Source organism: Janthinobacterium leeuwenhoeki, from assembly GCF_051380795.1.
Classification (GTDB): Bacteria; Pseudomonadota; Gammaproteobacteria; order Burkholderiales; family Burkholderiaceae_D; genus Janthinobacterium.
This window is the reverse complement of record NZ_JBNYXT010000008.1, coordinates 52,086-76,802: the sequence shown is the minus strand read 5'-3', so window position 1 is coordinate 76,802 and position 24,717 is coordinate 52,086. Positions and strand designations below refer to the sequence as shown.

Genomic DNA, 24,717 nt, shown 5'->3' with positions numbered 1-24,717 from the left:
AATGTTGAAAGAATTTGTCCCACTGCCATGAAAAGCAAGCCGTGCACAACAGGGGGAACCAGCGATTATACACGGACTGAGAAATTGCGTCAAAAACTATTCACAAAGGCCGATGATCGTGGTATGTCGACAACCTGACCATCAGGTCAGGCTTGCGCCAGGTGGACAGGAAAACGCGCGCCAGTGCCAACAAGATCAATCAATTGCTCTACAGTCATAGGCAAACGTCACGCACGCGCAAGCCTTGTCGTATAATCGCCGCACCCACAATCTAATGCAGGTTCGCCTTGTCTGACGCTAACAAACACGTTAACCAAAACACCATCGTGCAAACGATTGCCGCCGATATGGATGCAGTCAATACGGTGATCCGCCAAAAGTTGCACTCCGATGTGATTCTGATCAACCAAATCGCTGAATACATCATCAGCGCAGGCGGTAAACGCATCCGTCCCGTGCTGATCTTGCTGGTGGCCAATGCTCACGCCTATCGCGGCACGGCGCACCATGAACTGGCCGCCGTGGTCGAATTCATCCACACCGCCACCCTGCTGCATGATGACGTCGTCGATGAATCGTCGATGCGCCGCGGACGCCAGACGGCCAATGCCCTGTTCGGCAATGCCGCTTCGGTGCTGGTGGGCGACTTCCTGCACTCGCGCTCGTTCCAGCTGATGGTCTCGCTCAATAATATGCGCGTCATGCAAATTCTGTCCGACGCTACCAACGTGATCGCCGAAGGCGAAGTGCTGCAGTTGCTGAACATGCATGATCCGGATGTGACGCAAGAGAGCTACCTGAACGTCATCCGCTCGAAGACAGCCAAGCTGTTCGAAGCATCGGCGCAACTGGGCGCCCTGATCGCCGGCGCCAGCGAAGACGATATCGAAGCGGCTGCCGAATACGGCCGCTCGCTGGGCACGGCCTTCCAGCTGATCGACGACGTGCTCGACTATGCAGGCGACGCCGCCGAAATCGGCAAGAACGTGGGCGACGACTTGCGCGAAGGCAAACCGACCATGCCGCTGATCTGGCTGATGGAAAACGGTACGCCAGAGCAACGCGAACTGGTGCGCAGCTGTATCGAGCAAGGCGACGAACAGCATTTCGACGCCATCCTGGCCGCCATCACCAATAGTGGCGCCCTCGACTACACGCGCAAGCAGGCGGAAATCGCCGGCCAGCGCGCCGCCGATGCCATCGCCGGCTGGCCGGACAGTGTTTATAAACAATCCATGCTGCAACTGTGCTCGTTTGCGGTGGACCGCAATCACTGATCGCGTTTTACTATATGCAATACAAAACGGCGCCACTGGCGCCGTTTTCTATTCCTGCCGTTCATGCTCCATGGCCGCGCCCGCCAATGCCTGCACGATGGCCGGCGCCGCTTCCAGCCGTTCGCTGTAGCGGCTGCCCAGGTAATCGCGGCGGTCGCGCACCAGCAGGGTGAATTTGTACAGCTCCTCCATCACGTCGACCAGACGCTCGTAATACGGCGACGGCTTCATGCGGCCGTCATCGTCGAATTCCTGATACGCCTTGGCGACCGAAGACTGGTTCGGAATGGTCACCATGCGCATCCAGCGCCCCAGCACGCGCAAGCCGTTGACGGCATTGAACGATTGCGAACCACCCGACACTTGCATCACGGCAAGGGTGCGTCCCTGCGTGGGCCGCACGCTGCCCGTTTCCAGCGGCAGCCAGTCGATCTGCGACTTGAACACGCCCGTGACGGCGCCATGCCGCTCCGGGCTGCACCAGACCTGCCCTTCCGACCATAGCGACAGCGCGCGCAATTCCTGCACCTTCGGATGCTCGGGTGAGACGCTGTCGACCATGGGCAAGCCGTGCGGATCGAACACGCGCGTGTCGGCGCCGAAGTGGCGCAGGATGCGCTCCGCTTCCAAGGTCAGCAGCTTGCTGTACGAACGCTCGCGCAGCGAGCCATACAGCAGCAGGATGCGCGGCGCATGCGTGGAAACGTTGACCGGCGCCAGTTTATCCAGGCTGGGCAAGTCCAGGTGGGCTGCGCTGATGTTGGGTAAATCCTCCATCTCAGGCCACCGGCTTGCCGTCGGCGCCCACCACGGCCTGGCCGTCTTCCTTGACGAATGCGCCTTGCTGCGGCAGCGGCAGGATGTCCAGCACTTTTTCAGATGGCCGGCACAAGCGCACGCCCAGTTCCGTGACGACGATGGGGCGGTTGATCAAAATAGGATGGGCTTGCATGGCGTCCAGCAGGGCCGCGTCTGGCAAGTCCGGATTGGCCAGGCCCAGCTCGTCGTACAGGGCGCCCTTGTCGCGCATCACGGCGCGCACGGACAGGCCCGCGCGCTTGATCAGGTCGACCAGTTCCTCGCGCGATGGGGGGTTCTTGACGTAATCGATGATGACGGGCTCGACGCCCGTGTTGCGGATCAGGGCCAGGGTATTGCGCGAGGTGCCGCACGCCGTGTTGTGATAGATCGTGATCGTCATGTCGTCGTTTCCTTCAATAAATGTGATTCGCTGACGCAGCAAGGTGCGCCAGCGCAGCAGTTCTCGGTCAAAAAGGCCAGCAAGCCATTCATCCCCGCATAGTTGGCGGCGTAGATGATGGAGCGACCTGTCTTGCTCGCCGTCACCAGATTGGCATGCGCCAGTTCTTTCAGATGAAACGACAGCGACGAGGGTGCAATCGCCAGCGCTTCGGCGATTTTCGTCGCCGCCATGCCTTGCGGCCCCGCTTGCACCAGCAGGCGGAACACGGCCAGCCGCGATTCCTGTGCCAGCGCAGCCAGGGCCACGATGGCGGAAGCATTCGTCAGCGGTGTCGCTCCGCTTGCTATTGTCTCTGCATTTTTCATATTTCAATAATAGTCGAATTATTGAATCATTTCAAGCGTAGCCTCTTACGTAACCCAGCGCACCGACCGTGATGGCCTATCGGTCTACCTTGATGAAAAAATCACTGCGATTGGCATTCCCATGACACGCTCGACACCCCTGAAAATTCTCGGCTGGAGCCTGGCCGCCCTGCTGGCCCTGATCACCATTCTGCTCATCTTTGTGCTGACCTTCGACTGGAACCGCGCCCGCCCCTACATCAACGAAAAGGTGTCGGAAAGCACGGGCCGTAGCTTCGTCATCGGCGGCGATTTGCAGGTGAAATGGCAGCAAGGCCTGAAGACGGAGCCGGGCTGGCGCCGCTATGTGCCGCGGCCCCTCATCAGCGCGCAAGACGTGCGCATGAGCAATCCTGACTGGGCGACGGCGGGCCCGCAACTGGCCAGCGCGAGACGCATCGACGTAGCCATCCATCCGCTGCCCCTGTTGCAGCACAGGCTGGTTCTGACGGACCTGGCGCTCGACTCTCCCACCATTGCCCTGCAGCGGCGCGCCGATGGCAGCAACAGCTGGACCTTGAAGGATAACGGCCCTTCGGCATGGGAAGTGGAAATCCAGCGCATGGCCTTCGGTGACGGCGCCATCCGCTACCTCGACGAAGGCATCGCGCTGGACCTGCGCGCCAAGGTCAGCTCGACGGCGCCCGACGCGACGCCCGGTGACGCCCAAGACAATGCCCCCGTGCAGAAATACGGCATTCAATTTGCCTTGGGCGGCAGCTACCGCAAGGCGCCCGTGACGGGCGGCGGCAAGGCGGGCGCCGTGCTGTCCTTGACCGACAACAACACGGTCTATCCCGTGCAGGCGCATGCCGTGCTGGGCAAGAACAAGGCCAGCATCGATGGCACGCTGACAGACCCGCGCGCATTGTCGGGCATCGATTTGCAACTGAGCCTGGCCGGCGCCAGCATGGCCGACCTGTATCCGCTGACGGGCGTGCTGCTGCCGGAAACGCCGGACTACGCCACGAAGGGCCGTTTGCTGGGCAAGAAAGACGGCGCCACCTGGAACTGGACTTACCAGAACTTCAAGGGCACGGTGGGCAAGAGCGACCTGGCCGGCACCCTGCAATACTTGCCGCGCCAGCCCCGTCCCTTGCTGCGCGGCGAAGTGACGTCGCAGCAATTGCGCCTGGAAGACCTGGGCCCTACCATCGGCGCCGACAGCAATGCGCAGAAACAGGCGCGCGGCAAGGCGCCCGTGCAGCCCGACAGCAAAGCCTTGCCCGTGGAACAGTTCAATACGGCCAAATGGAATGCGCTCGACGCCGACGTGAAGTTCACGGGCAAAAAACTGGTGCGCACACACGATATCCCGCTCAACGATATCGTCGCCAACATCCACATGAAAGACAAGGTGCTGAGTCTGACACCGCTCAATTTCGGCATGGCTGGCGGCGACATCACCTCGAACATCACGCTCGATGGCCGCCAACAGCCCATCGCCGCGCAAGCCAAGGTGGCGGCGCGCCACCTCAAGATACGCGAACTGTTTCCCAAGCTGCAATCGATGCAAGCGAGCTTCGGCGAAGTGTATGGCGATGCGGCACTCACGGGTCATGGCAATTCCATCTCGGCCATGCTGGCCAGCGCAAATGGCGAACTGGCAGCCACCGTCAGCGAAGGCTCCGTCAGCCAGTTCATGCTGGAATTGGCGGGCCTGAACCTGGCCAATGCCGTCTTCGTGAAAATCTTTGGCGACAAGCAAGTCCACCTGAACTGCCTGGCCAGCGACTTCGCCGTCACGAATGGCCAAGCCGACGTACGCCGCTTCGTGCTCGACACGGACACGGCCGTGGTGAATGTCACGGGCAACGTCAACCTGGCAAGCGAAACCCTGGACCTCGACGTGCGCCCCCGTACCAAGGGCGCCCGCATCATCACCCTGCGCACGCCGCTGTACGCGAAAGGCACGTTCAAGAACCCGGACGTGGGCCCGCAAAAAGGCCCGCTGGCCCTGAAAGCGGGCGCCGCCGTGGCGCTGGCGACCATCGTCACGCCGCTGGCCGCCCTGCTGCCGCTGGTCAACGTCGACAAAGCCCCCGACACGGACTGCGCCGCCGTCATGGCGCAAGCCAATGCCACGCGGAAAAACCCCACTTCGCCGGCGACGCATGCGCCAGCAAAAAAGGTCAGTGTAGCGGAGATCAAGAAGGCGCAGCAGGAAAAGAAATAGACCTTGATGCAGGCGCTTGAAACCCGCCCTGCCATCTGCTGTAATGAAGGAAAGCGGGGTGTGGCTCAGCCCGGTAGAGCGCTGCGTTCGGGACGCAGAGGCCGGAGGTTCGAATCCTCTCACCCCGACAAAAAACCCCTTATAAATCAGGAAACTTTCAATTTTCGGCGCCTATGGTTTGACATTTTTAGCCACATTATTGGCTTAGTGGCAAATTAGTGGCAAAACTTGCGGTTTGACCGCAAAAAATATAAGCCGAAGTCATTAGACCTTGCTCCATTACTTAGGAGCATAGCCTCATGGCATCTATTGAAAACCGGTCCCGCTTCATATGCACCGCTCGCCGGAACTGGACAAGCTCCTCGCTGCCGTGTACTCGATCTACGATGAACACGGCAGCGCGCACGTCAAGGAAAGCCTGTAGCAGCTAGAGGGCGGCGTCGACCAGCAATTCGGGACGCAGCGCGCGGATGCGCAGCTCCGTGAAGTAGCCACCCGCCTCGTTGTAGCGCAGGTAGTGGCGGCCGCAGTTCAGGCAGCGTGCCACCTGGCTCAGGTTCGCGGGATAGTAGCGCGGCGCGATGGGCGCATCGATGCTGTCGTAGCGCGTGCCGTGCGGGTGGTACTCGGCAAACGTCGGTTCCTCGTACGGATCTTCGCGCAGAGTGCCGATTTCTTCGAAGCGGTCCAACTCCAGCGAGGTAGGCAGTCGCTGCCAGGCATCGAGCGAAACGGCGCAGCAGCTGCATTTTTTTGTCGCCAGCTCCGACCTGACGGCCAGCGCGGACAAGGCGGGGAAATCGATGAATATCATGTTCAGCCATTGCAAAGGTGCGGCCTTTGGCAACGAGCCTGGCCACGCCCTTTCATTCTAGCGGAATGCGTCTTTCAATGCCCCATGAAGTCATTCCACTTTGGCAACAGCACGATGCTGTTCGGATTGAGGCCCTTGTTTTTCAGGGTATCGACACTGCCCACCACCGCCTCCTTTTTCATGTCGATGACGGTGATGCTGCCATCGCTCATGCCCGGCAGATTGAGCAGCGCGTTCTGCACGAAGGCATAGCGGCCATCCCTGGTAAACGCCACGTGGTGCGCGCCTTCGGCGGCGGGTATCGATTTCAATAGGCGGGGCTTGCCGATGCCGCCCGCCAGGTCGAAGATATGCAGGTGCCCCGGCTTGGCCGTCGTCAGGTACAGCCGCGTCGCGCCCTTGTTGAAATACAGCTCCAGCGGCACGCCCGCCTTTTGCTCGGCAAAGTCATGCACCTGAGCCGTGTCGAAATCCTTCGTCTTCGGATTCCACGTTGCGGTCCACACGGTGCCACCGTACATATTGGCGACGTAGGCGACGGGCGGACTACTGCCCTGGACGAACAGCACTTCCACCGGGGCTTCGCCCGACGGCGACGGCTTTTTCGACAGCTTGTGCGTGTCCAGCACCTTGCCCGTACTCGTTTCCACCACGCTGATGACTTCACCCGCATCGCCCAGGTCCGTGGGGCGGATGGTACTCGTCAGCAGGGTACGGTCGATGCCATCGTGGACGGCCAGACCATGCGGATAAGGCGCGGGCAGCCTGATGGTGCGCCCCGGCTTGTCGTGCATGGCATCGCCTTCCAGCATCGCCTGCGATCCCATGCAGCTCAGATACCAGCGCTTGCCGTCATCTGAAAAGACGATGTCCTCGCCCACCTGGCAAGTCGGCACCTCGATCACCTTGATCGGCAAGTCCTTGTGGCGCATGTCCATCACGCGCAGCTGCGTCTTGCCCAGCGCCGTGATGTAGGCCTTGCTCATATCGTGATTGTAAAAAATATGGTGTGCCACCAGGTCCGGCGGCAGGGGAATGTCGCGCACGATCTTGCCGAAGTTTGTCGACTCGGGATCCACATCGATGATGGCGATGCCCTCCTTGCGCGAGGGCGGCGCGACGGGACTTTTCAGCGACTTCAACGATTCGGGCGCCTTGCTCTCGTAATTGACCATGGCCAGGATTTCAGCCGACGCAGGCAACGCCGCCATGCATGTCACTGCCAGTGCAAACATCGCTTTTTTATTTTTCATCATCCCCCCCTGTCTTTTCCCATGTGTCGTCGGATCCGCGCCGATCATTCTACGGCCGCACTTTTCCAAACTGGTGTTTTTCTTCAGATGGTCAACGAGGGTAATTTTTTCTAAAATTTAAGCATGAAAAAATATTCATTCCGCGCTCCGCTCGCCAGCCTGGGCCTGGCCATTTTCCTGCCATGCATATCGGCGCAAAGCCATTCGCAGAGCGGCCCGCCGGCTAGCCAGCAGTTGCCGGAACAGAGTGTAGCGCTGGCCATTGAGCAGCGAAAAATCGCCGCGAAACCACCGACAATACGGGTCCGGCAGCATACCCGGATCATCCTGGATTGGAGTACCGACGAAATAGTCAGTATCCACCTACATGGCTACGATCAGCTGCTGGCGGTCAAGCCGGGCGAGACACACGCCATGCGCATCGACGCCAAGGTGCCGGGACGCTTCCCCGTTTCCGCGCATGGCTATGGCACGCAAACGGAGGGCAAGGGCAGGCAGCACAAGCATCACCGCGAGACGCCCCTGATGTACCTGGAAGTGCTGCCGCGATGATGCGGCGCGCTGTCGCTGCCGGCCTGCTGGCCGCGCCATGCATCGTCCATGCGCACGGTTTTGGCCAGCGCTACGACCTGCCCTTGCCGCTATGGCTATATCTCACCGGCGCGGCGTTGACAGTAGCGCTGTCGTTTGCCTTCCTGGCCCTGTGGCGCCGCGGGGACGCAGCGCCTTACATGGGAGACTATGCGCGCCTGCTCCTGCGGCGTATCCCCGGCGCGAGCGTCATCGCCCTCGCGCTGCGCCTGCTGGTACTGGCCCTGTACCTGCTGGTGATCGTGGCGGGGCTGGTGGGCGTGCAAAATCCCGTGAAAAATATCGCGCCCGCCATGGTGTGGGCCATCTGGTGGGTGGGCATGGCCTACGTATCGGCGCTGCTGGGCGACCTGTGGGCGCTGGTCAATCCGCTCGACAGCGTGGCGCGCGCGGCAGAGCAACTGTTCCCCCACTGGCGCGCGCCGCTGGCGTGGCCGCGCTGGCTCGACAGCTGGCCGGCGGCGGCCCTGTTCTTCTGTTTTATCTGGATGGAGCTGAACTGGGAGGGCAGCGAGCAGCCGGCCAGCCTGGCCTGGACCATGCTACTGTATTCCGTCGGCACCTGGACGGGCATGGCGCTGTTTGGCCGCGCCGCCTGGCTGCGCCATGCGGAAGTTTTCCGCGTCGTCTTCGGCCTGCTGGCGCGATTCGCGCCCGTCACCTTGCGCGACGGCGCCTGCTACGTGCGGCCGTATGCGGCGGGCTTGCTGACGGTGCAACCCGTGCGTCCCGCCTGCCTGGTGCTGGTGATCCTCATGCTGGCCTCCGTCAGTTTCGACGGCATGATGGAAACGCAAACGTGGTACGACCTTGTCGACGCCGTCCTCGCCGTGGCGCCCGGCGCGCTGGCCTGGATCACCACGGCCGCCCTGCTGCTGATGCCGGCCCTGTTCCTGTTGGTGTTTCTGTTGGTTTGCGCGCTGATCGCCCGCTGCGGCGCCAGCGATGGCCAGCCTGCCCTGCCGCTGCTGCGCGTGGCCGGCCACTTCGTGCTGACCCTGGTGCCGATCGCCATCGCCTACCATTTCGCCCACTACCTGTCTTTCCTGGCGATGGCGGTCCAGTATCTGATTCCGCTGGCGTCAGACCCGCTGGGACTGGGCTGGGACCTGTTCGGCACGCAGCTGTACTTCATCCGCCTTGGCATCGTCGACGCCAAGGTGGTGTGGTACGTCTCGCTGTTCGCCATCGTCGCAGGCCACGTGGCGGCCGTGTGGCTGGCCCACGTCTGCGCGCTGCGCCTGTACGCCAGCCGCCGCGCGGCCCTGCGCAGCCAGTATCCGATGCTGGCCCTGATGATCGCCTACACCCTGCTCAGTCTCTGGATCATCGCGCAACCCATCGTCGGCGGCTAGCGCGTGCCAGGAACAGCTCCAGCAGCAACAGCATGCCGCCAGAAACGAGCAGCAGCGGCATCAGCGCGCACATGCCGGCTGCCACCAGCCAGGCCAGCGCGGAAGGTGAGGTCCAGGCGCCCGGCAGCAGCTTGGGCAAACCCAGCGAGCCAGGCAAGCGCCGCTTGAAAAACATCACCCAGCCCGACACCAGCGAAAACAGCACGCTGGCGCCGAACAGCAGCAGCAAGGCCTGGTTCCACCAGCCGAATTCGCCGCGGTGAAACGGGATGCCGATGGCCGTGGCCCTGCCGAACGCCGTCTGCGCCTCCCAGCCCGCGTAATACAGGGACTTGCCGCTGTAGGCGTCAAATTGCAGGTCGAAGCGCAAGGTGGGCTGGCTGCGGTCGGCCATGGTGGCGCGCCACACATCGTCCTGACTGGCCGGCGCCGTCAGTTGCACGGCGATGGCGGGCGCATGACTGCGCGCCACCCGCCAGGCATCCTGCCAGTCGAGCGGCGCACCCTCCTCGGTTGAGTGCAAGCCACGCGGCACGGGCGGCGGCGCCTGGCCGCTCACGTCGCGCAGCGTGCGTATGCGCCCGCCCGCCTGCTGGCTCCACGTCAGCCCCGTCGTCAGGATGACGACGCTGACGATGCCCAGCGCCACGCCGAGAAAAGCATGCCACTGGCGCCAGCCATTGCGGCCCCGCACACCCCGCTTCGGCAAGCCCGATTGCGCGCCGCGCGGCCACCACAGGATCACGCCCGTCACCAGCATCACCATCAGCCAACTGGCGGCCAACTCGATCATCCAGCGCCAGCCATCGTTTTGCAGCAGGCGCGAATGCAGCTTTTTCGCCCAGTTGCCGAAGCGTTCACTGCTGGCCAGGCTGCCCAGCACGCGCGCGTCATACGGATTCACATACACGATGATGGCTTGCGCGGGCAGGCCGAACTTCGGCCTGGCTGGGGTGGCCGGCGTGGCATGTGCGCCATGGCCCGCATGTTCATCCTGCGCGCCGCCAGGCGGTGCGAATGCCACCTGCACCGCGTCATCCTGTTGAAACGGCGGCACCACGTGCTGCACCGCCCAGCCGCGCGGCGCGGCCCGTTCCGCTGCCGCCACGGCGGCGTCCAGCGGCAGCATGGACGCCTGCGGCACCACATGATCGAGATGCTGGTACAGCCTTGCCTCGATCTGCGGTGTAAACACATACAAAATGCCCGTCAGGGTGGCCACCAGGGCAAACGGCGAGGCGATCAGCGCAGCCCAGAAATGGATGCGCCAGTACAGGCTTTTGCGCCGTGCGATAAGAAAGGTGTAATCGTCCATGGCCATCCTCACAGTGCGTTGAAGGTGTAGCCCATGCCCAGCATCACGCTGCGCGGCGCACCGGGCGTGTACTGGTTCTGGCTGTTCGGCGCGTAGCTGCCCACGCCCGCATAACTGCTGCTGGCCGAATCGGCATAGCGTTTGTCCATCAGATTGCGCACCTGCGCCCACGCTTCCAGCCCGCGCGCGAGCTGGTAGCTGGCGCGCAGGTTCAGCAGTGCGTGGCCCTTGTACTCCACCGTATTGGCGTTATTCATCCAGTAGCGGCCCTGGTGCACGGCTTCGAGCGCGATACGCGCGCCGGCCACGGGCTTGTAGCCGATCTCGATCGAGGTGATGTCGCGTGGCGCCTGCGGCATGGCGCGGCCGCTGTAATCGAGGGTGGCAGACACCTGGTAGCGCAGGTAGCGGTGGCGCGCGATGGCCGTGGCAAAGCGCGCGTCAAACGGGCCGCTGTCATAGTTCAGGCCCAGCTCCAGGCCTTCGCTGCGCGTGCGTCCCGCATTGCGGTTTTCGCTGTTGCCCGGCGAGAGCGTATAGCTGACGATGGTGTCGCGTCCATCGAGCCGGTACAGGGCCGTGTCGAGTTTCAAGCGGCCCTGCAAAAAGGCCCAGCGCAAGCCCAGTTCATAGTTGTTATAGACGGACGGCTGCAGGTCGGCGATGCCCGTCTTGCCATATAGCTGGCTCACTTCGGGCGGGGTAAAGCCCTGGCTGACGTTCGCATACGCGCTGCCCGCCTGGCCGATGGCGTAGGTGGCGCCCAGCTTCGGGCTCACATGCGAAAAACGGCGCGACTCGTCGGGCGCGCCATAATTGACGCTGCCACCTGGCGCCAGCATGTTATGGTAATCGTAGCGGATGGCATCCGAGCGGCCGCCCAGCACCACACGCGTGCCCGCCAGCGGAGCAAATTCCCATTGCGCGAAAACGGCCGTGTTCAGAATGTCCGTCTGGTAGTCGCGCACGCCCTGCGGATTGCTGGCATTGGCCAGCGTATAGCGCAGATAGCAGCCCGTGGCGGCATCGCGCACGATGGACAGGTTATCGCTGACAAAGGGATTGTCGCTCTTGTCCACGTAGACGCCGGCGACCAGGCGTGAATTCAACCACGCAAAATTCTGCTGGTGCTTCACGTCCAGGCCCAGCGAATCGACGTGGTTGTTGTTGATGACACCCTTGCACAGCAGACCCGCACAGCTGCCGATGGAATACGCGGGAATCTGCCCATGGTCGTTCTTGCGCGTAAACACGGTGACGGTGCTGCTGCCATTGGCCGTCGTCGCGCCCTCCCACGCCAGATTCATGCGCGTGGTCTTGTCCTTGCGGTAGGTAAACGTGTTCAAACTCTTGCCCCGATGGTTGCGGTAATCGTTTTCAAACAGGCTGCCCGTCATGGCCGCATCGAGATCCGTGTGGACGAGGGTGGCGCGCAGCTGCGAGGTGGGGCTGAGCGCATAGTCGGCGCGCAGCGAGAACGAATCCTTGTCGCCATAGCTGTACTCTTGCCAGTTGTCGCGCGAACGGCGCGAGCTGTAATGAGAAAAGCGCAATCCCAGCGGACCCCAGGTATCGCTGGCGGAGGTGTCGTAGCGGGTATAACCACCCACGTTATCGCGCCGCACGCCCACCTTGGCCGTCGGCGTGGCGCTGGCGCCGGCCGTCAGGAAATTGACGGCGCCGCCGACGGCATTGCTGCCGTACAGCGAGGAAGCAGCGCCCTTCACCACTTCCACGCCGCTGGCCCCTGCCATGTTCATTTCATTGAGCGAATTGTGGTTGAAGACGCCCAGCGGACGGATGGGGATGCCATCTTCCAGGTACTGGTAGACGGCATTCGTGCCGATGGGCTGGCGTATGCTCATGCTGTGCTGCTCGTTGCCCAGATCATTCCAGTACACGCCGGCGATGCGGTTGAGGATATCGCCCATGGTCTTGGGCTTGTCGCGTTCCAGAGTTTTGGCATTGACGACACCGATGGCCTGCGGCGTCTCGGACAGCCACGATTGCGCGCGCGAGCCGGAAACGACGACGGTGTCGATGGCGTGATCGGCGTGGTCAAGTTGCTGCGCCTGCGCGCACGGATAAGCCAGCGTGATGGCGACGGCCAGCACCAATAATTTCTTGTTCATGTGATTCTCGTATAAGTGTGCGGATGCGGCGCGTCACACCGCAAGGTGGACAGCGCCAGCATTGAAAAAGCAAAGAAACTTAGACGAAGATGGGCGGCGCGCGCGACTGCGCGGTGGACCAGATGAACAGCGGGGATGGGGACTGGTAGTACAGCGCCGGAAAAATGGCCGTGCCGCTGGCGACGGGCAGCGGCAGCATGGGGCTGGCCGGCGGCAGGCCGACGGAACCCGCATGCGTGGAACAGAAGGCGCAATGCTCCATCTGCATGGCCTTGCCGCCGGATTTTTCATCGGCGGCGCCATCATCGGCCTGGACAAGCTGGACAAAACGAATGCCGGCCACCGAGCAGATTTCCGCCCAGCCGGAGCCGGACTGCTGCTTGGCGTTGGCGACGGCCTGGGAAATCGACGGCGCAAGCGCCGCCAGCAGGATCGCGAAACATGCGATCCAGGCGGCAAAGCGGCGCGTGAACAAGGTCATTCCCATGGCCGCATTTTACCAGCGGCCGCCGGGACTGGGTAGCGCAATGCCGCTCAGGCGGCCGGGCAGGTGGCGTTGCCGTTGTCAAAAGCGCGCACCACGCTCGCCGTATCGGCGGCGATGCGGTGCACGGCGCGGCGATGACCGAGCACCAGTTCATCGTAGCCGACGCCCACTTTTTCACTGGCTATCGTGCGGCAAGTGAGCACCTTGCTGCTGGCAAGCTGGCGCACGCTCCACACGGCGTCGATCAGCGCATACTGGCCCATCACGGACTCGAAACGCTGCACATTGGTGCTGATGCGGTACACGGGCAGGTTGTCGGGGTGCGGCGTGCGAAACACATCGATGGCGCCCAGGTCGTTCGTCACGGCCGTCGACAGGGCCTGGCCGATCTCGCCGGCCAGTGGCCCCGCCCAGCGCTGCTGCTCCAGCAATTCGATCCGGCCCGATGGCGCCGTCACGACAAACTGGTTACGGCTCACCTGCTGCGGCACGCTGACGGCCAGCACCTCGACATAGTATTTGACGGGTTTGGCCGGCTGCGCGTCGGCGCCGCCGCTGAGCGTATAGAAATGCTCGGGCTGGGGCGTGGAGCAGGCGCCCAGCAGGCTGGCCACCAGCAGAGCGGAAAGAATCGGTTTCATCATTTTTTTTCATCTCCTTTTTTACCGCGGATCAGGGACTCTGGGTGACGCTCCAGGTAATCCGACAGCGCGTTCAGCGATTGCAGGGTTTGCGTCAGCTGCTGCAAGGCCTGGCGCACGTCCGACTGCAGCGGCGAATCCTTTTGCAGCACCTGTTCGGCCGTGCCGAAGGTCTGCTTCGCCGCCGTCAGGGTATCGCGCATTTCCGGCACCACCTGGCCATCGAGTTGCTTGAACAGGGTATTGGCCTGCTTGATCGTGGCGTTCAGGTTGTTGCCGATCTCCGCATACGGCACTTGATCGAGCTTGCGGGCGATACTGGCGATCTGCGTCTGCAATTCATCGAGGGTATTCGGTACGGTGGGCACTTCCAGCGGATACCTGTTCAAGTCCAGCGCCACCTTCGGTGCTTTCGGGAAGAAGTCCAGCGCGATATACAGCTGGCTGGTAAGCAGGTTACCCGTGCGCAGCTGGGCGCGCAAGCCACGGCTGACCATGCGTTCGAGCAGCTGATGACCGGCCGAGCCTTCTTCATCGTCGACGGCCGCCTTGAAACGCATGCCCAAGCGCGCCGGATACAGATTAACGGTGACCGGCATGCGGAAGTTCTTCTTTACGGGATCGAACTCGATGCCCACCGAACGCACTTCACCCAATACGATGCCGCGGAAATCCACCGTGGCCCCAGGCTGCAAGCCGCGCAGCGACTGGTCGAAATAAAACACGGTGGTGATCGCCTCGCCATCGGGTTCGCGCATGGCGCTCGCCTCGTCGGCCGCCAGACGGAAATTGGTATTGGCCGGCGCCGGTTCTTCGGGCTTGCGGCCATTTTCCGCCTCGAAGGCGATGCCGCCCACCAGCATAGCGGCCAAGGACTGCGTATTCAATTTGAAGCCGTTGGAATCGAGGCGCACGTCGACGCCGCTGGCATGCCACCAGCGCGCATTCTTTCCGACGAACTGGTCATACGGCGCGTTCACGAACACCGACATGGTGATGCCGTTGCCATCCTTGTCCAGCGCGAAGCTGACCACCTTGCCCACGCGCAGGCGGTGGAAGAACAGCGGCGATCCCACGTCGACGGAACCGAGGCTGTCCGCATGCAGGGTGTACAGCTTGCCCTTCTGGTCGCCGGCCACGGCGGGCGGATTTTCCATGCCGACGAAGTTGTCCTTCTTCTGCTCCGACTTGCCCGTATCGACGCCGATGTAGGCGCCCGACAGCAAGGTGCCCAGGCCTGTCACGCCGCTGGCGCCGATCTGCGGGCGCACTACCCAGAAGCGCGAATCGTTTGTAGCAAAACGGCGCGCTTCCTTGCTCATGTCGATCGTCACCAGCACTTTGCTCAAGTCCTCGCCGAGGGTGATGGCGCGTACCTGGCCGATGTCGACATCCTTGTATTTGACCTTGGTCTTGCCCGGCTCCAGGCCTTCGGCGCTCTTGAAGCTGACCGTCACCGTGGGTCCCTGGTCAAGAATGGACTTGGCGGCCAGGCCGGCGCCGATCAGCGCGGCCAGCAGCGGAATGAGCCATACCAGCGATGGCAGCCAGCGGCTGCCCTGTTCCACATCGGGTTGCGGCAAGGGACGATCCCCCGTTTCGGCAAGGCCGCCCGCTTCTTTGTCAGACATGCTGTTCTCCTATCACTGTATTGTTTCCGGTATTTGCCACCACCACGGGTTCTTCCTCGCCAGGCACCTGTCCGTCGACGGGGTCCCAGATCAGGCGCGGGTCGAACTGCATCGCCGCCAGCATGGTCAGCACCACCACGGCGCCAAAGGCCAGCGCGCCGGGACCGGCCGTGATCACGGCCAGCGACTTGAAGCGCACCAGCGCCACCGTCAGGGTGACAACGAAGATGTCGAGCATGGACCAGCGGCCGATGAATTCGACCATGCGGTACAAAATGGTGCGCTGGCGTGGCCGCCAGCGCGAACGCCGCTGCGCGGTGAACGCCAGCAGCGCCAACACACCCAGCTTGAGCATGGGCACGACCACGCTGGCGACGAAAATGATGATGGCCAGGCCTTTCGAGCCGCTGGTCCAGAACAGCACCACGCCGCTCATGATGGTGTCGTTTTGTGCGCCAAACAGGGAATACGTCACCATCACGGGCAGCAGGTTGGCGGGAATGTAGAGGATCATGGCGGCGATCAGCAAGGCCCAGGTGCGGTTGATGCTGTCCGGTTTGCGCACATGCAGGGCCGTGCCGCAGCGCACGCACGCCAGGTGCTTGCCCTTGCCCAGGGGCGGCGCCACCAGGCCGCAGGCATGGCAGGGCAGCACCATCTCGCCCGGTGCAAAGGCCTTGTAGCGGATGCCGGGCAGCGCTTGCCGGGTCAGGTCGTCGCCCAGGTTCCACAGGGCCTTCGGGTCGAACGAGACGACGATGGCCAGCATCAGGGTCAGCGCGCCAAACGCGAACAAGCCCGGTTGCGGCAGCACCGTGGCCAGGCTGGTCATCTTGACGACGGTGATCAGGATGCCGATCATCAGCACCTCCGTCATGCCCCATTCGCGCGCCGTCTGCACGGCGCGCAGCACGCGGTTGAAGCCCGGCACCTTGACGCCGCCGCGCAAACCCAGCGCCACATACAGCAGGGAACCGAGTTCGATGGCGGGAAATAGAATGGTAAACAGGAAGACCATCGTCGCAACGATGTGCATCTGCTCAGACCACAGCACGCGGATGGAACCGAGCAAGGTGGCGCTGGAAGTGAGGCCATTGACGTCGAGTTCGACGATGGGGAAAAACTGGGCGATTAAAAAGACCAAGGCGGCGCCCAGGGTCAGCGCCACCACCTTGGTCAATTCGGCCGATGCGCCCCGCGCGTGGCCGCCCCGATATAGCACCGAGCGGCAACGGATGCAGCGCGCCTTTTCGCGGGGACGCAGCGGACGTTTGCGGTACAGCATGCCGCAGTCATGACAGCTAATCAGGTCGTATCTGTGCACAGTGTGAAGTTTGCCAGCGCAGGAAAGCGCGACTATCCCATGTCAATGCCAGCCATCATGACAGAGTTGGCATTTTCCTGCACTACGGCATTATTCTTTTCCACTCCCCTGCAACAGGGTCTCCACGGCGCGGCCGATTTGCAGCACTGTATCGTCGGCGCCGGCCAGGGCGCAAATGCCCAGCCCCACGGGCAGCTCGCCGTCGGCATGGCAAGGCAGCGACAGCGCGCAACCATCGAGGAAGTTGATCACGCTGGCATTGCGCAGCACCAGGCCATTCGTGGCAAAGAAAGTGGCATCGTCCGCTTCCAGGGGCGCGACTTCCGGCGCTAGAATCGCCACGCTGGGCATCAGCCAGGCGTCGAACGGCGCCAGACGCCGCCGGGCAACGCCGATCAGGCGTGCGCGCGCATCGAGCAAATCGATGTAGTCAAACGCGCCCTGCTGCTGGCCGCGGCGGATGCGCGCCGCAACGCGCTGGTCGTACTGCGCGCCCTTCTCTTCAAGTAGTACCCGGTGCCAGTGCCAGGCTTCCGCCGCCACAAGCCCCCCGCCGCCATTAATCGCCGGCAGTTCCAGCAATTCGGGGAAATCGAACTGCTCCACCAGGGCGCCAGCTTGCCGCAGCTTGTCCAGCGCGGCGTCGAAAGCCTGCTGCACCAGCGGCGCCACATGCGTACCGACATAATCAGTCGTAAAGCCGAAGCGCAAGCCTTTCAGGGCTGGCGCCTGGGCGCCGATGTCATGGCCCGACAGCGCTGCGTACAGAATGGCGCAGCAATCGACGCTGTGGGCAATGGGCCCAGCCGAGTCGAGAGAGCGCGACAAAGGCACCGTGCCGGCCAGCGGCACGCAAGCCGCTGTCGGCTTGAAGCCGGTCAAGCCGCAAAAGGCGGACGGGATGCGGATCGAGCCGCCCGTGTCCGTGCCCAGCGCGCCGGCCGCCATCGCCAAGGCCACCGTGACGGCGCCGCCCGAGGTGGAACCGCCCGCCACACGTTCATGGTCCAGCGGGTTGCGCGGCGTGCCGTAGTGGGGATTCAAGCCCAGGCCGGAAAATGCGAATTCGCTCATGTTGGTGCGGCCCAGCAGGACGGCGCCGGCCGCGCGCAGGCGCGCCACGGCAAGCGCATCGGCATCGGCGGGCGGCGCGTCGGCCAGCGCCAGCGAGGCGGCGCTGCTGACCTGCCCCCTGACGTCGAACAGGTCCTTGATCGAGATGGGCACGCCGGCCAGGGGCGAGGCAACGATGCCGGCCGCGCGCGCCGCATCGCTGGCGCGCGCTTCCATCAGCGCCTGTTCTCCATCGAGGCTGACATAAGCATGGCCACCCTGCGCCCGGTGCGCCTCGGCGCGCGCCAGCATGCGCTGCGTCAGCTCCACGCTGGTGATGCGGCCGGCAGCCAGGTCGGCCGCCAGTTCCCTTATCGTCGTCTTGCCAGTCAATTCCATGCTGCCTCCTCGATTTTCCAGGCATGCATCTTACCGGATGCAAGCGGCATAGTCGCCGCCCTGTCAGGCGCCCAGGAAGTCCAGCAGGGTCAGGGCGACGATCTTGCTGGCCTTGCGCAAATCATCGAGCGCCAGGCGTTCATCGGCCTTTTTCGCATTCGACTCGGGCACCGTGCGCGGGCCGGCGCCATACAGCACGGCGGGTATGCCCCGTTCGCCATACAGGCGCGCATCCGCATACAGGGGCGTGCCGACGGCAGGAATCGTCTCGCCAAGGATGGCTTGCGCATTTTTCTGCAGGCTGGCGACCAGCTGCTCGGAACCGGGCAAGGGCCGCAGCGCGTGCGACAGCAGCAGGCGGCGGATTTCGACGCGGATGCCAGGTTCGCCGCGCACGGCGTCTTCGATCAGCGCGCGTACCTGCGCTTCCACCGCTACCGGGTCTTCCTCCGGGATCATGCGCCGGTCCATCTTCATGACCACCTTGCCCGGCACCACATTGGTGTTCGTGCCGCCATCGATGCGGCCCACCAGCATGGTGGGCGAGTCGATGCCCGCCACCTTGGATTTGATCTTTTTCAGCTCCGGCAGCTGGCCGTAGATGGCGTTGAGGATCTTGTTGGCCGCCTGCAGGGCGTCATGTCCCGTCTCCGGCATGGAGCCGTGGCCCGACTTGCCATGCACGGTGATTTCCAGCTGCAGGCAGGCATTGTGCGCCGTGACGATGCCGTAGCTGAAACCGGCTGCGATGACGAAATCGGGCTTCGTCAGCTGCTGTTCCAGCAGCCAGCCCGGCCCCAGCAAGCCGCCGAATTCCTCGTCGTAGGTAAAGTGCAGTTCCAACTGCCCCTTTAAGGGCACGCCCAGCGCTTCGAGCGCGCGCGCGGCAAACACATAGGTGGCGAAATCGCCCTTCGAGACGGCCGTCGCGCGGCCATACATATAGCCGCCGTCGATCTGGCCGCCATACGGCGGATACGACCAGTTGTCGCCGGGCGGCACCACGTCGCCATGCGCATTCAGGGCCACCGTCGGCCCGCCTGCGGCATACGGGCGGCGCACGATCAGGTTGGTGATGCTTTGCATGCCATATGCCACCACCTGGTCCGCAGGCACCGCATGCTTTTCGGCGTTCCAGCCATACGCCTGCAGCAGTTGCGCCACCAGTTCCGCGTGGGGCGCGTTATTGCCGGGCGGCGTATCCGTCGGCTGCTGCACCACCTTCTGTAAAAATGCGACTTCTTCGTCGAAGTGTGCGTCGATCCAGGCCGTGATTCGTTCCGCGTGCGTTGTCATTTTGCTCCTTGCATGGTCTGTTGCAGCCAGGCGCCCAATTCGCTGCGCTCGGCCTCCGTCATATTGGTCAGGTTACCGATCGGCATGGCTTTCAGCTCGATGGCCTGCTTGTAGATTTGCGCCGCATGCTGGCGGATTTCCGTTTCATTATCCAGCATCATGCCGGCCGGCGCCGTGGCGAAACCCGCTTGCGTGGGCTGGGCCGAATGGCAGGTGGCGCAGCGCTGGGCGATGATGGCATGCACGCTCTTGAACTGCGCGGCAGGGTCCACCGCAGGTACCGCCGCCACGGGCGCTTTCGGCGCGATGGCCACGGCCACGGCCACCAGCAAGGCCACGCCGATTGCCGGATAACGCCACTCGACACGGCCCTTGTGGCGCAGGTTGAAGAAGTGGCGGATGAAAACGCCGGCCGCCATGATCAGCGCCAGCACCAGCCAGGCATGGTCGTTCCGATAAGTCATCGCGTAGTGGTTGCTGATCATGATGAACAGCACCGGCAAGGTAAAATAATTGTTATGCACGCTGCGCTGCTTGGCCTTCAAGCCGTGCTTGGGATCGGGCTGCTTGCCGGCCGCCATGGCTTCGACCATCTTGCGCTGGCCGGGAATGATCAGCATCAGCACATTGGCCACCATGATGGTGCCGATCATGGCGCCCACGTGGATATAGGCGGCGCGGCCGCTGAGCAAATGCGTGAGCACGTACGCGGCGCCGACGATCAGCGCGAACACCGTCACGCCGAACCACAGTTCATATTGCGCCAGCTTCGAACGGCACAGCAGGTCGTACACGGTCCAGCCGATGACGAGCGTGGCGATGCCGATGCCGATGGCCTGCCCGCTGGAGAGATCGGCCACGGCCTTGTCGATCATCATGGCCTGCGCATTGAAGTAGTAGGCGATGGTCAGGAGCGCAAAGCCGGACAGCCAGGTCGAATACGCTTCCCACTTGAACCAGTGCAGTTCCTTCGGCAGTTCGGCGGGCGCCACCAGGTATTTTTGCGGGTTGTAGAAACCGCCGCCATGCACGGCCCACAATTGCCCCGCCACGCCTTTCTTCGCCAGTTCGGAGCCGGGCGCGGGCGGGCGTATCGAGTTGTCGAGCCAGACGAAATAAAAGGAAGCACCGATCCAGGCGATGCCCGTGATGACGTGCAGCCAGCGGACGATCAGGTTCAGCCACTCCAGGCCGTACGGGATCAGGTAGGCAAATACTTCCATAAATTTCCTCTAGTCAGACCGAAGCCATATTCGTGCCAATCTACACAAGATAAACGGATTTACCGCCCATCACATGAAAAATATCGTATATTTGACATATTCAAATCGATATACAACAGAGCCGCCGCCACATGTCCAGCCTGCCGCAACACCTCGACCTGCACCTGATCCGCATCCTCTACCTGCTGCTGGTGGAAAAGAATGTCTCGCGCGTGGCGCTCAAACTCAATCAGCCGCAGCCTTCGATTTCCGCCTCCTTGCGCAAGCTGCGCGAATTGACGGGCGACCCGCTGCTGGTACGCGGCGCGCGCGGCATGGTGCCGACCCAGCATGGCGAAAGCCTGCTCAATCCGGCCAAGCGCATCCTCGACCAGACGGAGAGCCTGTTCGTCAAGAAGACGCCGTTCGTGGCGCAGGAAGAGGCGCGTACCTTCCATATCGCCGCGCCCGACTACCTGGACAGCCAGTTCCTGCCCAACGTGGTGGCCCTGCTGCGCCGAGGTTCACCGAAAAGCCGCGTCGTGCTGCACAGCCTGGGGCCGGGCATCGACCATATCCGCCAACTCTCCGATGGAGGCCTGGACCTGGTCATCGCCAACTGGGACGAGCCGCCCGCGCATCTGCATATCTCGAAACTGTTTGAAGACCCCATCATCTGCGCCATGCATGCGGAAAACGCCTATGCGCGGCGCACGGCCAGCGATGCCATGACACTCGACGATTATCTGAGTCTGCCTCACGTGGCGCCGTCGCAGATGATGCCCGGCTACCACGGCGTGATCGATTCCTTCCTCGAACGGCAAAACCTGCAGCGCAACGTGGTGGTGGAATCGGCGTATTTCGGCCTGATCCCCTACATGCTGACGCAGACGGACCTGGTGCTCACCACGGGCCGGCAATTCATGCGCTTCTATGAAAAAACCCTGCCGCTGAAAACGTATACCGTGCCCTTGAAATTCCCACCCATGCGTTTTTACCAGTTGTGGCACCAGCGCGTGCACCAGGCGCCCGAGCACAAATGGCTGCGCGACCAGGTCAGCGCGGCGGCCAAGGCGCTGGTGCAGCGATAGCCGCTATCAGCGCGCGCATATAATAGAGACAGGAACGGGGCGCTATCATCACCGCTTGCATGATCGGAAAACAATGACCACCCTTTCAGACCTGAACGCCGGCAGCCAGGCCGATTTTATCGCCCACCTGCACGGTATCTACGAACATTCGCCCTGGATCGCCCAGCGAGCGGCGCCCGCCCGGCCGTTCGCCAGCCTGACGGCACTCAAGACGGAACTGCAGCGCGTGCTGGCGCAAGCCTCGCCCGAAGAGCAGCTGGGGCTGATACGCGCCCACCCCGAGCTGGCCGGCAAGGCCGCCATCGCGGGCCAGCTGACGGCGGAGTCGACGCGCGAGCAGGCCAAGTCCGGCCTGAACCTGTGCAGTGCCGACGAATTCGCCTCCCTGCAGCGCCTCAACAGCGAGTACAACGCCAAATTCGGCTTTCCCTTCATCCTGGCCGTCAAGGGTCCGACGGGCGAAGGCTTGACGCGCCAGGACATCATCGCCACGTTTGCGCGGCGCCTGAAAAACCGCCACGCCGATGAACTGGCCGAATCGCTGCGGCAGATCAAACGCATCGCCGAACTGCGCCTGAACGACCTGTTCGACGTGCGCCTGGACTTCGGCCCGGCCATCATGCAGCAGGCGGAAACCCTGGCCGGCTGGAGCGACAGCGACTACAACCTGACCTGCGCCTACCTGACGCCGGCGCACCAGAAAACGGCAGCGCAGCTGGCCGACTGGATGCGGGAGGCTGGCATGCAGGTGCACATCGACGCCGTCGGCAATGTGGTCGGCCGCTATCTGTCCGACGCGCCAGGCGCAAAGACGCTGATGACGGGATCGCATTACGACACGGTGCGCAACGGCGGCAAGTACGACGGCCGGCTGGGCATCGTGCTGCCGATCGCCGTCGTGCGCCATCTGCATGAGCGGGGCGAAAAGCTGCCCTTCCACGTCGAGATTGTCGGCTTCGCCGAGGAGGAAGGCGTGCGTTTCAAGAGCACGTTTTTGGGCAGCACGGCCGTCACGGGCAAGTTCGACGTGTCGCTGCTGGAGCAACTCGATGCGGATGGCGTGAGCATGCGCGACGCGCTGGCCGCCGCCGGTCACGAGGCGAGCGCCATCGGCGCCATCGCGCGCGATCCGGCCGATTTGCTCGGCTATGTGGAAGTGCATATCGAACAAGGCCCCGTGCTGCTGGAGCGCGACCTGCCGCTGGGGATCGTCACGGCGATTGCCGGCAGCTCGCGCTACCTGGTCAATCTTGGCGGCGTGGCCAGCCACGCAGGCACCACGCCCATGACCATGCGCAAGGATGCGGCCAGCGCGGCGGCCGAAATCATCCTGCTGGTGGAGCAGCGCTGCAGCCATGGCGAAGCGCTGGTGGGCACCGTGGGGCAGCTGCACGTGCCTAACGGTTCCGTCAACGTGATCGCCGGCGCCTGCACCCTGTCGCTCGATATCCGCGCCGCCAGCGATGCTGTACGCCAAACGGCCGTCGACGATATTCTCGACGGCATCGCCGCCATCTGCGCGCGGCGCCAGATCGACTATCAGCTGGAGCTGCTGCTGTCGGCGCATGCGGCGCCGTGCGCGCCATGGCTGATGGCGCAGCTGGCGCAGGCCGTGGAATCCGTGGGCATAGCACCGTATGCGCTGCTATCGGGCGCCGGCCACGACGCCATGTCCATGGCCGCCATCACCGACGTGGCCATGTTGTTTACCCGCTGCGGCAATGGCGGCATCAGCCACAACCCGCTGGAAACCATGACGGCCGACGACGCCGACATCGCGGCGCGCGCGCTGCTGGCTTTTTTGCGCAATTACCAACCCAAGCCGTAAGGTTACACAGCCACCGCCCGCTCCAGCATCGCGTGCAGCAGCACGTTGCAGCCAGCTTCCAGGTGCTCGGGCTTGGCGTCTTCGATTTCATTGTGGCTGATGCCGTCCTTGCACGGCACGAAGATCATGCCGGCCGGCGCCAGCCGGGCCGCGTAGATGGCGTCGTGGCCGGCGCCGGACACCACGTCCATCACGGAGTATCCCAGCTTTGCCGTGGCGTTGCGCACGGCGCCCACGCAATCGGGGTGGAACGGGCATGGCGGGTAATAGGACACCCGTTCAAGAGATATATCCAGTCCCGTACCGGTGCGCGTGGCGTCGATAAAGGCCGTGATCTCGCCATGCATGGTGTTGAGCAGTTCGTCGTTCACATTGCGCAGGTCGATGCTGAATTTAACTTCACCGGGAATCACGTTGCGGCTGTTCGGGAAGACCTGCACCATGCCCACCGTGCCGCGTCCATACGGCGGGTAGCGGTTGGCAATGGCGACGACCTCCTGCATGATGCTGGTGGCCACCTGCAGCGCATCCTTGCGCAGGCCCATGGGCGTGGGTCCCGCATGCGCTTCCATGCCCGTCACCACGCAGTCGTACCATGACAGTCCCATCACGGCAGGCACCACGCCGATGACTTTATCGGCGTCTTCCAGCACGGGGCCCTGCTCGATATGCGTTTCAAAATAGGCGCCGATGGGATGGTCGCCCGGCACCTGGTCGCCCTTGTATCCGATGCGCGCCAGCTCCTCACCCACCGTTTTCCCCTCCGTGTCCTTGGCCGCGTAGGCCGTTTCGAGCGAGAAGGCACCGCAAAATACGCCGGAACCCATCATCACGGGTACGAAACGCGAGCCTTCCTCGTTGGTCCAGAACGCCACCTCGATGGGCGATCGCGTCTTGATATTGAGGTCGTTCAGGGTACGCACCACTTCCAGGCCCGCCAGCACGCCGTAATTGCCATCGAACTTGCCGCCCGTGGGTTGCGTATCGATATGGCTGCCCGTCATCACGGGCGGCAGGGTATTGTCCGTGCCGTCGCGGCGCATGAAGACATTGCCGATCTGGTCGATGGTGATGCTCATGCCCGCCTCCCGGCCCCAGCGCACCACCAGGTCGCGCCCCTGTTTATCCAGGTCAGTCAGGGCCAGGCGCTTGACGCCGCCCTTCACTGTCGCGCCGATCTGCGCCAGTTCCATCAGGGCCGCCCACAGGCGCTCGCCATTGATACGCAATTCATCCATCGTCAA

21 protein-coding genes and 1 tRNA gene are annotated in these 24,717 nt (G+C 63.1%); 7 read left to right on the top strand and 15 right to left on the bottom strand.

Features of this window, described 5'->3' with window-relative positions:
• Window positions 1-287: 287 nt before the first annotated feature.
• A complete protein-coding gene (ispB, locus tag ACQ4WS_RS09635) occupies window positions 288-1,277 on the top strand; it encodes an octaprenyl diphosphate synthase (RefSeq protein ID WP_322427377.1) in 990 nt (329 codons plus the stop codon).
• 48 nt (window positions 1,278-1,325) lie between these two features.
• Here ispB and arsH read toward each other — a convergent pair whose 3' ends face one another.
• The 3 genes from arsH to ACQ4WS_RS09620 are packed head-to-tail and all read right to left on the bottom strand — an operon-like array spanning window position 1,326 to window position 2,846.
• Window positions 1,326-2,054, bottom strand: a complete 729-nt coding sequence (arsH, locus tag ACQ4WS_RS09630; RefSeq protein WP_436475717.1) for an arsenical resistance protein ArsH — start codon at window positions 2,052-2,054, stop codon at window positions 1,326-1,328.
• A 1-nt stretch (window position 2,055) separates the two neighbouring features.
• A complete protein-coding gene (gene arsC, locus ACQ4WS_RS09625) occupies window positions 2,056-2,478 on the bottom strand; it encodes an arsenate reductase (glutaredoxin) (RefSeq protein WP_436475716.1) in 423 nt (140 codons plus the stop codon).
• A complete protein-coding gene (locus ACQ4WS_RS09620) occupies window positions 2,475-2,846 on the bottom strand; it encodes an ArsR/SmtB family transcription factor (RefSeq protein ID WP_436475714.1) in 372 nt (123 codons plus the stop codon). The genes arsC and ACQ4WS_RS09620 overlap by 4 nt, the downstream gene beginning before the upstream one ends.
• 121 nt (window positions 2,847-2,967) lie before the next feature.
• Here ACQ4WS_RS09620 and ACQ4WS_RS09615 point away from each other — a divergent pair, with 121 nt between their 5' ends.
• On the top strand, window positions 2,968-5,061 hold the full coding sequence (locus ACQ4WS_RS09615; RefSeq protein WP_436475712.1) for an AsmA family protein: 2,094 nt from the start codon (window positions 2,968-2,970) through the stop codon (window positions 5,059-5,061).
• Between the two features lie 54 nt (window positions 5,062-5,115).
• A tRNA-Pro gene (locus tag ACQ4WS_RS09610) sits at window positions 5,116-5,189 on the top strand.
• Between the two features lie 299 nt (window positions 5,190-5,488).
• Here ACQ4WS_RS09610 and ACQ4WS_RS09605 read toward each other — a convergent pair.
• Window positions 5,489-5,875, bottom strand: a complete 387-nt coding sequence (locus ACQ4WS_RS09605; RefSeq protein ID WP_436475710.1) for a hypothetical protein — start codon at window positions 5,873-5,875, stop codon at window positions 5,489-5,491.
• A 74-nt stretch (window positions 5,876-5,949) separates the two neighbouring features.
• On the bottom strand, window positions 5,950-7,086 hold the full coding sequence (locus tag ACQ4WS_RS09600) for a YncE family protein (RefSeq protein ID WP_436475709.1): 1,137 nt from the start codon (window positions 7,084-7,086) through the stop codon (window positions 5,950-5,952).
• A 165-nt stretch (window positions 7,087-7,251) separates the two neighbouring features.
• Between ACQ4WS_RS09600 and ACQ4WS_RS09595 the strand changes: the two genes are divergently transcribed.
• Both ACQ4WS_RS09595 and ACQ4WS_RS09590 read left to right on the top strand, forming a co-directional pair.
• The gene (locus tag ACQ4WS_RS09595) at window positions 7,252-7,680 is read left to right on the top strand and encodes a hypothetical protein (RefSeq protein WP_436475707.1); all 429 of its coding nucleotides are present in this window, start codon (window positions 7,252-7,254) and stop codon (window positions 7,678-7,680) included.
• A complete protein-coding gene (locus tag ACQ4WS_RS09590) occupies window positions 7,677-9,074 on the top strand; it encodes a hypothetical protein (RefSeq protein ID WP_436475705.1) in 1,398 nt (465 codons plus the stop codon). Before ACQ4WS_RS09595 ends, ACQ4WS_RS09590 begins: the two co-directional genes overlap by 4 nt.
• On the opposite strand, the gene ACQ4WS_RS09585 is transcribed toward ACQ4WS_RS09590, so the two are convergent.
• The 9 genes from ACQ4WS_RS09585 to ACQ4WS_RS09545 form a co-directional block, all read right to left on the bottom strand.
• The gene (locus tag ACQ4WS_RS09585; RefSeq protein ID WP_436475703.1) at window positions 9,046-10,389 is read right to left on the bottom strand and encodes a PepSY-associated TM helix domain-containing protein; all 1,344 of its coding nucleotides are present in this window, start codon (window positions 10,387-10,389) and stop codon (window positions 9,046-9,048) included. The genes ACQ4WS_RS09590 and ACQ4WS_RS09585 overlap by 29 nt on opposite strands.
• Window positions 10,390-10,397: 8 nt before the next feature.
• Window positions 10,398-12,521, bottom strand: coding sequence for a TonB-dependent receptor family protein (locus ACQ4WS_RS09580; protein WP_436475701.1), 2,124 nt, complete (start codon window positions 12,519-12,521; stop codon window positions 10,398-10,400).
• A gap of 79 nt (window positions 12,522-12,600) precedes the next feature.
• On the bottom strand, window positions 12,601-13,008 hold the full coding sequence (locus tag ACQ4WS_RS09575; RefSeq protein ID WP_436475699.1) for a DUF2946 domain-containing protein: 408 nt from the start codon (window positions 13,006-13,008) through the stop codon (window positions 12,601-12,603).
• Between the two features lie 47 nt (window positions 13,009-13,055).
• Window positions 13,056-13,652: a PqiC family protein gene (locus tag ACQ4WS_RS09570; RefSeq protein ID WP_436475697.1), complete on the bottom strand. Its 597-nt coding sequence runs from the start codon at window positions 13,650-13,652 to the stop codon at window positions 13,056-13,058.
• Complete coding sequence (locus tag ACQ4WS_RS09565; RefSeq protein ID WP_436475695.1) at window positions 13,649-15,280, bottom strand: PqiB family protein; 1,632 nt, start codon at window positions 15,278-15,280, stop codon at window positions 13,649-13,651. Before ACQ4WS_RS09565 ends, ACQ4WS_RS09570 begins: the two co-directional genes overlap by 4 nt.
• Window positions 15,273-16,565, bottom strand: coding sequence for a paraquat-inducible protein A (locus ACQ4WS_RS09560; protein ID WP_436475694.1), 1,293 nt, complete (start codon window positions 16,563-16,565; stop codon window positions 15,273-15,275). Before ACQ4WS_RS09560 ends, ACQ4WS_RS09565 begins: the two co-directional genes overlap by 8 nt.
• Window positions 16,566-16,694: 129 nt before the next feature.
• Window positions 16,695-18,056 carry an amidase gene (locus ACQ4WS_RS09555; RefSeq protein ID WP_436475692.1) on the bottom strand — a complete coding sequence of 454 codons (1,362 nt, stop codon included), beginning with the start codon at window positions 18,054-18,056 and terminating at the stop codon, window positions 16,695-16,697.
• 63 nt (window positions 18,057-18,119) lie between these two features.
• Window positions 18,120-19,352 carry a M20/M25/M40 family metallo-hydrolase gene (locus ACQ4WS_RS09550; RefSeq protein WP_436475690.1) on the bottom strand — a complete coding sequence of 411 codons (1,233 nt, stop codon included), beginning with the start codon at window positions 19,350-19,352 and terminating at the stop codon, window positions 18,120-18,122.
• Window positions 19,349-20,575, bottom strand: a complete 1,227-nt coding sequence (locus ACQ4WS_RS09545) for a urate hydroxylase PuuD (RefSeq protein WP_436475688.1) — start codon at window positions 20,573-20,575, stop codon at window positions 19,349-19,351. Before ACQ4WS_RS09545 ends, ACQ4WS_RS09550 begins: the two co-directional genes overlap by 4 nt.
• 131 nt (window positions 20,576-20,706) lie before the next feature.
• Between ACQ4WS_RS09545 and ACQ4WS_RS09540 the strand changes: the two genes are divergently transcribed.
• Both ACQ4WS_RS09540 and ACQ4WS_RS09535 read left to right on the top strand, forming a co-directional pair.
• Entirely contained in the window at window positions 20,707-21,645 is a 939-nt protein-coding gene (locus ACQ4WS_RS09540) for a LysR family transcriptional regulator (RefSeq protein WP_034754583.1), read from the top strand.
• Between the two features lie 73 nt (window positions 21,646-21,718).
• Complete coding sequence (locus tag ACQ4WS_RS09535) at window positions 21,719-23,473, top strand: allantoate amidohydrolase (protein WP_436475685.1); 1,755 nt, start codon at window positions 21,719-21,721, stop codon at window positions 23,471-23,473.
• A 2-nt stretch (window positions 23,474-23,475) separates the two neighbouring features.
• On the opposite strand, the gene ACQ4WS_RS09530 is transcribed toward ACQ4WS_RS09535, so the two are convergent.
• Window positions 23,476-24,711: a Zn-dependent hydrolase gene (locus tag ACQ4WS_RS09530; protein ID WP_436475683.1), complete on the bottom strand. Its 1,236-nt coding sequence runs from the start codon at window positions 24,709-24,711 to the stop codon at window positions 23,476-23,478.
• Window positions 24,712-24,717 lie beyond the last annotated feature (6 nt).

Coding starts and splice junctions, on each gene's coding strand:
- ACQ4WS_RS09605 (WP_436475710.1), bottom strand. CDS start 5,875: ATGATATTCATCGATTTCCCCGCCTTGTCCGCGCTGGCCGTCAGGTCG.
- ACQ4WS_RS09620 (WP_436475714.1), bottom strand. CDS start 2,846: ATGAAAAATGCAGAGACAATAGCAAGCGGAGCGACACCGCTGACGAAT.
- ACQ4WS_RS09580 (WP_436475701.1), bottom strand. CDS start 12,521: ATGAACAAGAAATTATTGGTGCTGGCCGTCGCCATCACGCTGGCTTAT.
- ACQ4WS_RS09575 (WP_436475699.1), bottom strand. CDS start 13,008: ATGGGAATGACCTTGTTCACGCGCCGCTTTGCCGCCTGGATCGCATGT.
- ACQ4WS_RS09590 (WP_436475705.1), top strand. CDS start 7,677: ATGATGCGGCGCGCTGTCGCTGCCGGCCTGCTGGCCGCGCCATGCATC.
- ACQ4WS_RS09560 (WP_436475694.1), bottom strand. CDS start 16,565: ATGCTGTACCGCAAACGTCCGCTGCGTCCCCGCGAAAAGGCGCGCTGC.
- ACQ4WS_RS09585 (WP_436475703.1), bottom strand. CDS start 10,389: ATGGACGATTACACCTTTCTTATCGCACGGCGCAAAAGCCTGTACTGG.
- arsH (WP_436475717.1), bottom strand. CDS start 2,054: ATGGAGGATTTACCCAACATCAGCGCAGCCCACCTGGACTTGCCCAGC.
- ACQ4WS_RS09570 (WP_436475697.1), bottom strand. CDS start 13,652: ATGATGAAACCGATTCTTTCCGCTCTGCTGGTGGCCAGCCTGCTGGGC.
- ACQ4WS_RS09550 (WP_436475690.1), bottom strand. CDS start 19,352: ATGACAACGCACGCGGAACGAATCACGGCCTGGATCGACGCACACTTC.
- ACQ4WS_RS09565 (WP_436475695.1), bottom strand. CDS start 15,280: ATGTCTGACAAAGAAGCGGGCGGCCTTGCCGAAACGGGGGATCGTCCC.
- ACQ4WS_RS09555 (WP_436475692.1), bottom strand. CDS start 18,056: ATGGAATTGACTGGCAAGACGACGATAAGGGAACTGGCGGCCGACCTG.
- ACQ4WS_RS09530 (WP_436475683.1), bottom strand. CDS start 24,711: ATGGATGAATTGCGTATCAATGGCGAGCGCCTGTGGGCGGCCCTGATG.
- ACQ4WS_RS09535 (WP_436475685.1), top strand. CDS start 21,719: ATGACCACCCTTTCAGACCTGAACGCCGGCAGCCAGGCCGATTTTATC.
- arsC (WP_436475716.1), bottom strand. CDS start 2,478: ATGACGATCACGATCTATCACAACACGGCGTGCGGCACCTCGCGCAAT.
- ACQ4WS_RS09540 (WP_034754583.1), top strand. CDS start 20,707: ATGTCCAGCCTGCCGCAACACCTCGACCTGCACCTGATCCGCATCCTC.
- ACQ4WS_RS09545 (WP_436475688.1), bottom strand. CDS start 20,575: ATGGAAGTATTTGCCTACCTGATCCCGTACGGCCTGGAGTGGCTGAAC.
- ACQ4WS_RS09595 (WP_436475707.1), top strand. CDS start 7,252: ATGAAAAAATATTCATTCCGCGCTCCGCTCGCCAGCCTGGGCCTGGCC.
- ACQ4WS_RS09600 (WP_436475709.1), bottom strand. CDS start 7,086: ATGGCGGCGTTGCCTGCGTCGGCTGAAATCCTGGCCATGGTCAATTAC.
- ACQ4WS_RS09615 (WP_436475712.1), top strand. CDS start 2,968: ATGACACGCTCGACACCCCTGAAAATTCTCGGCTGGAGCCTGGCCGCC.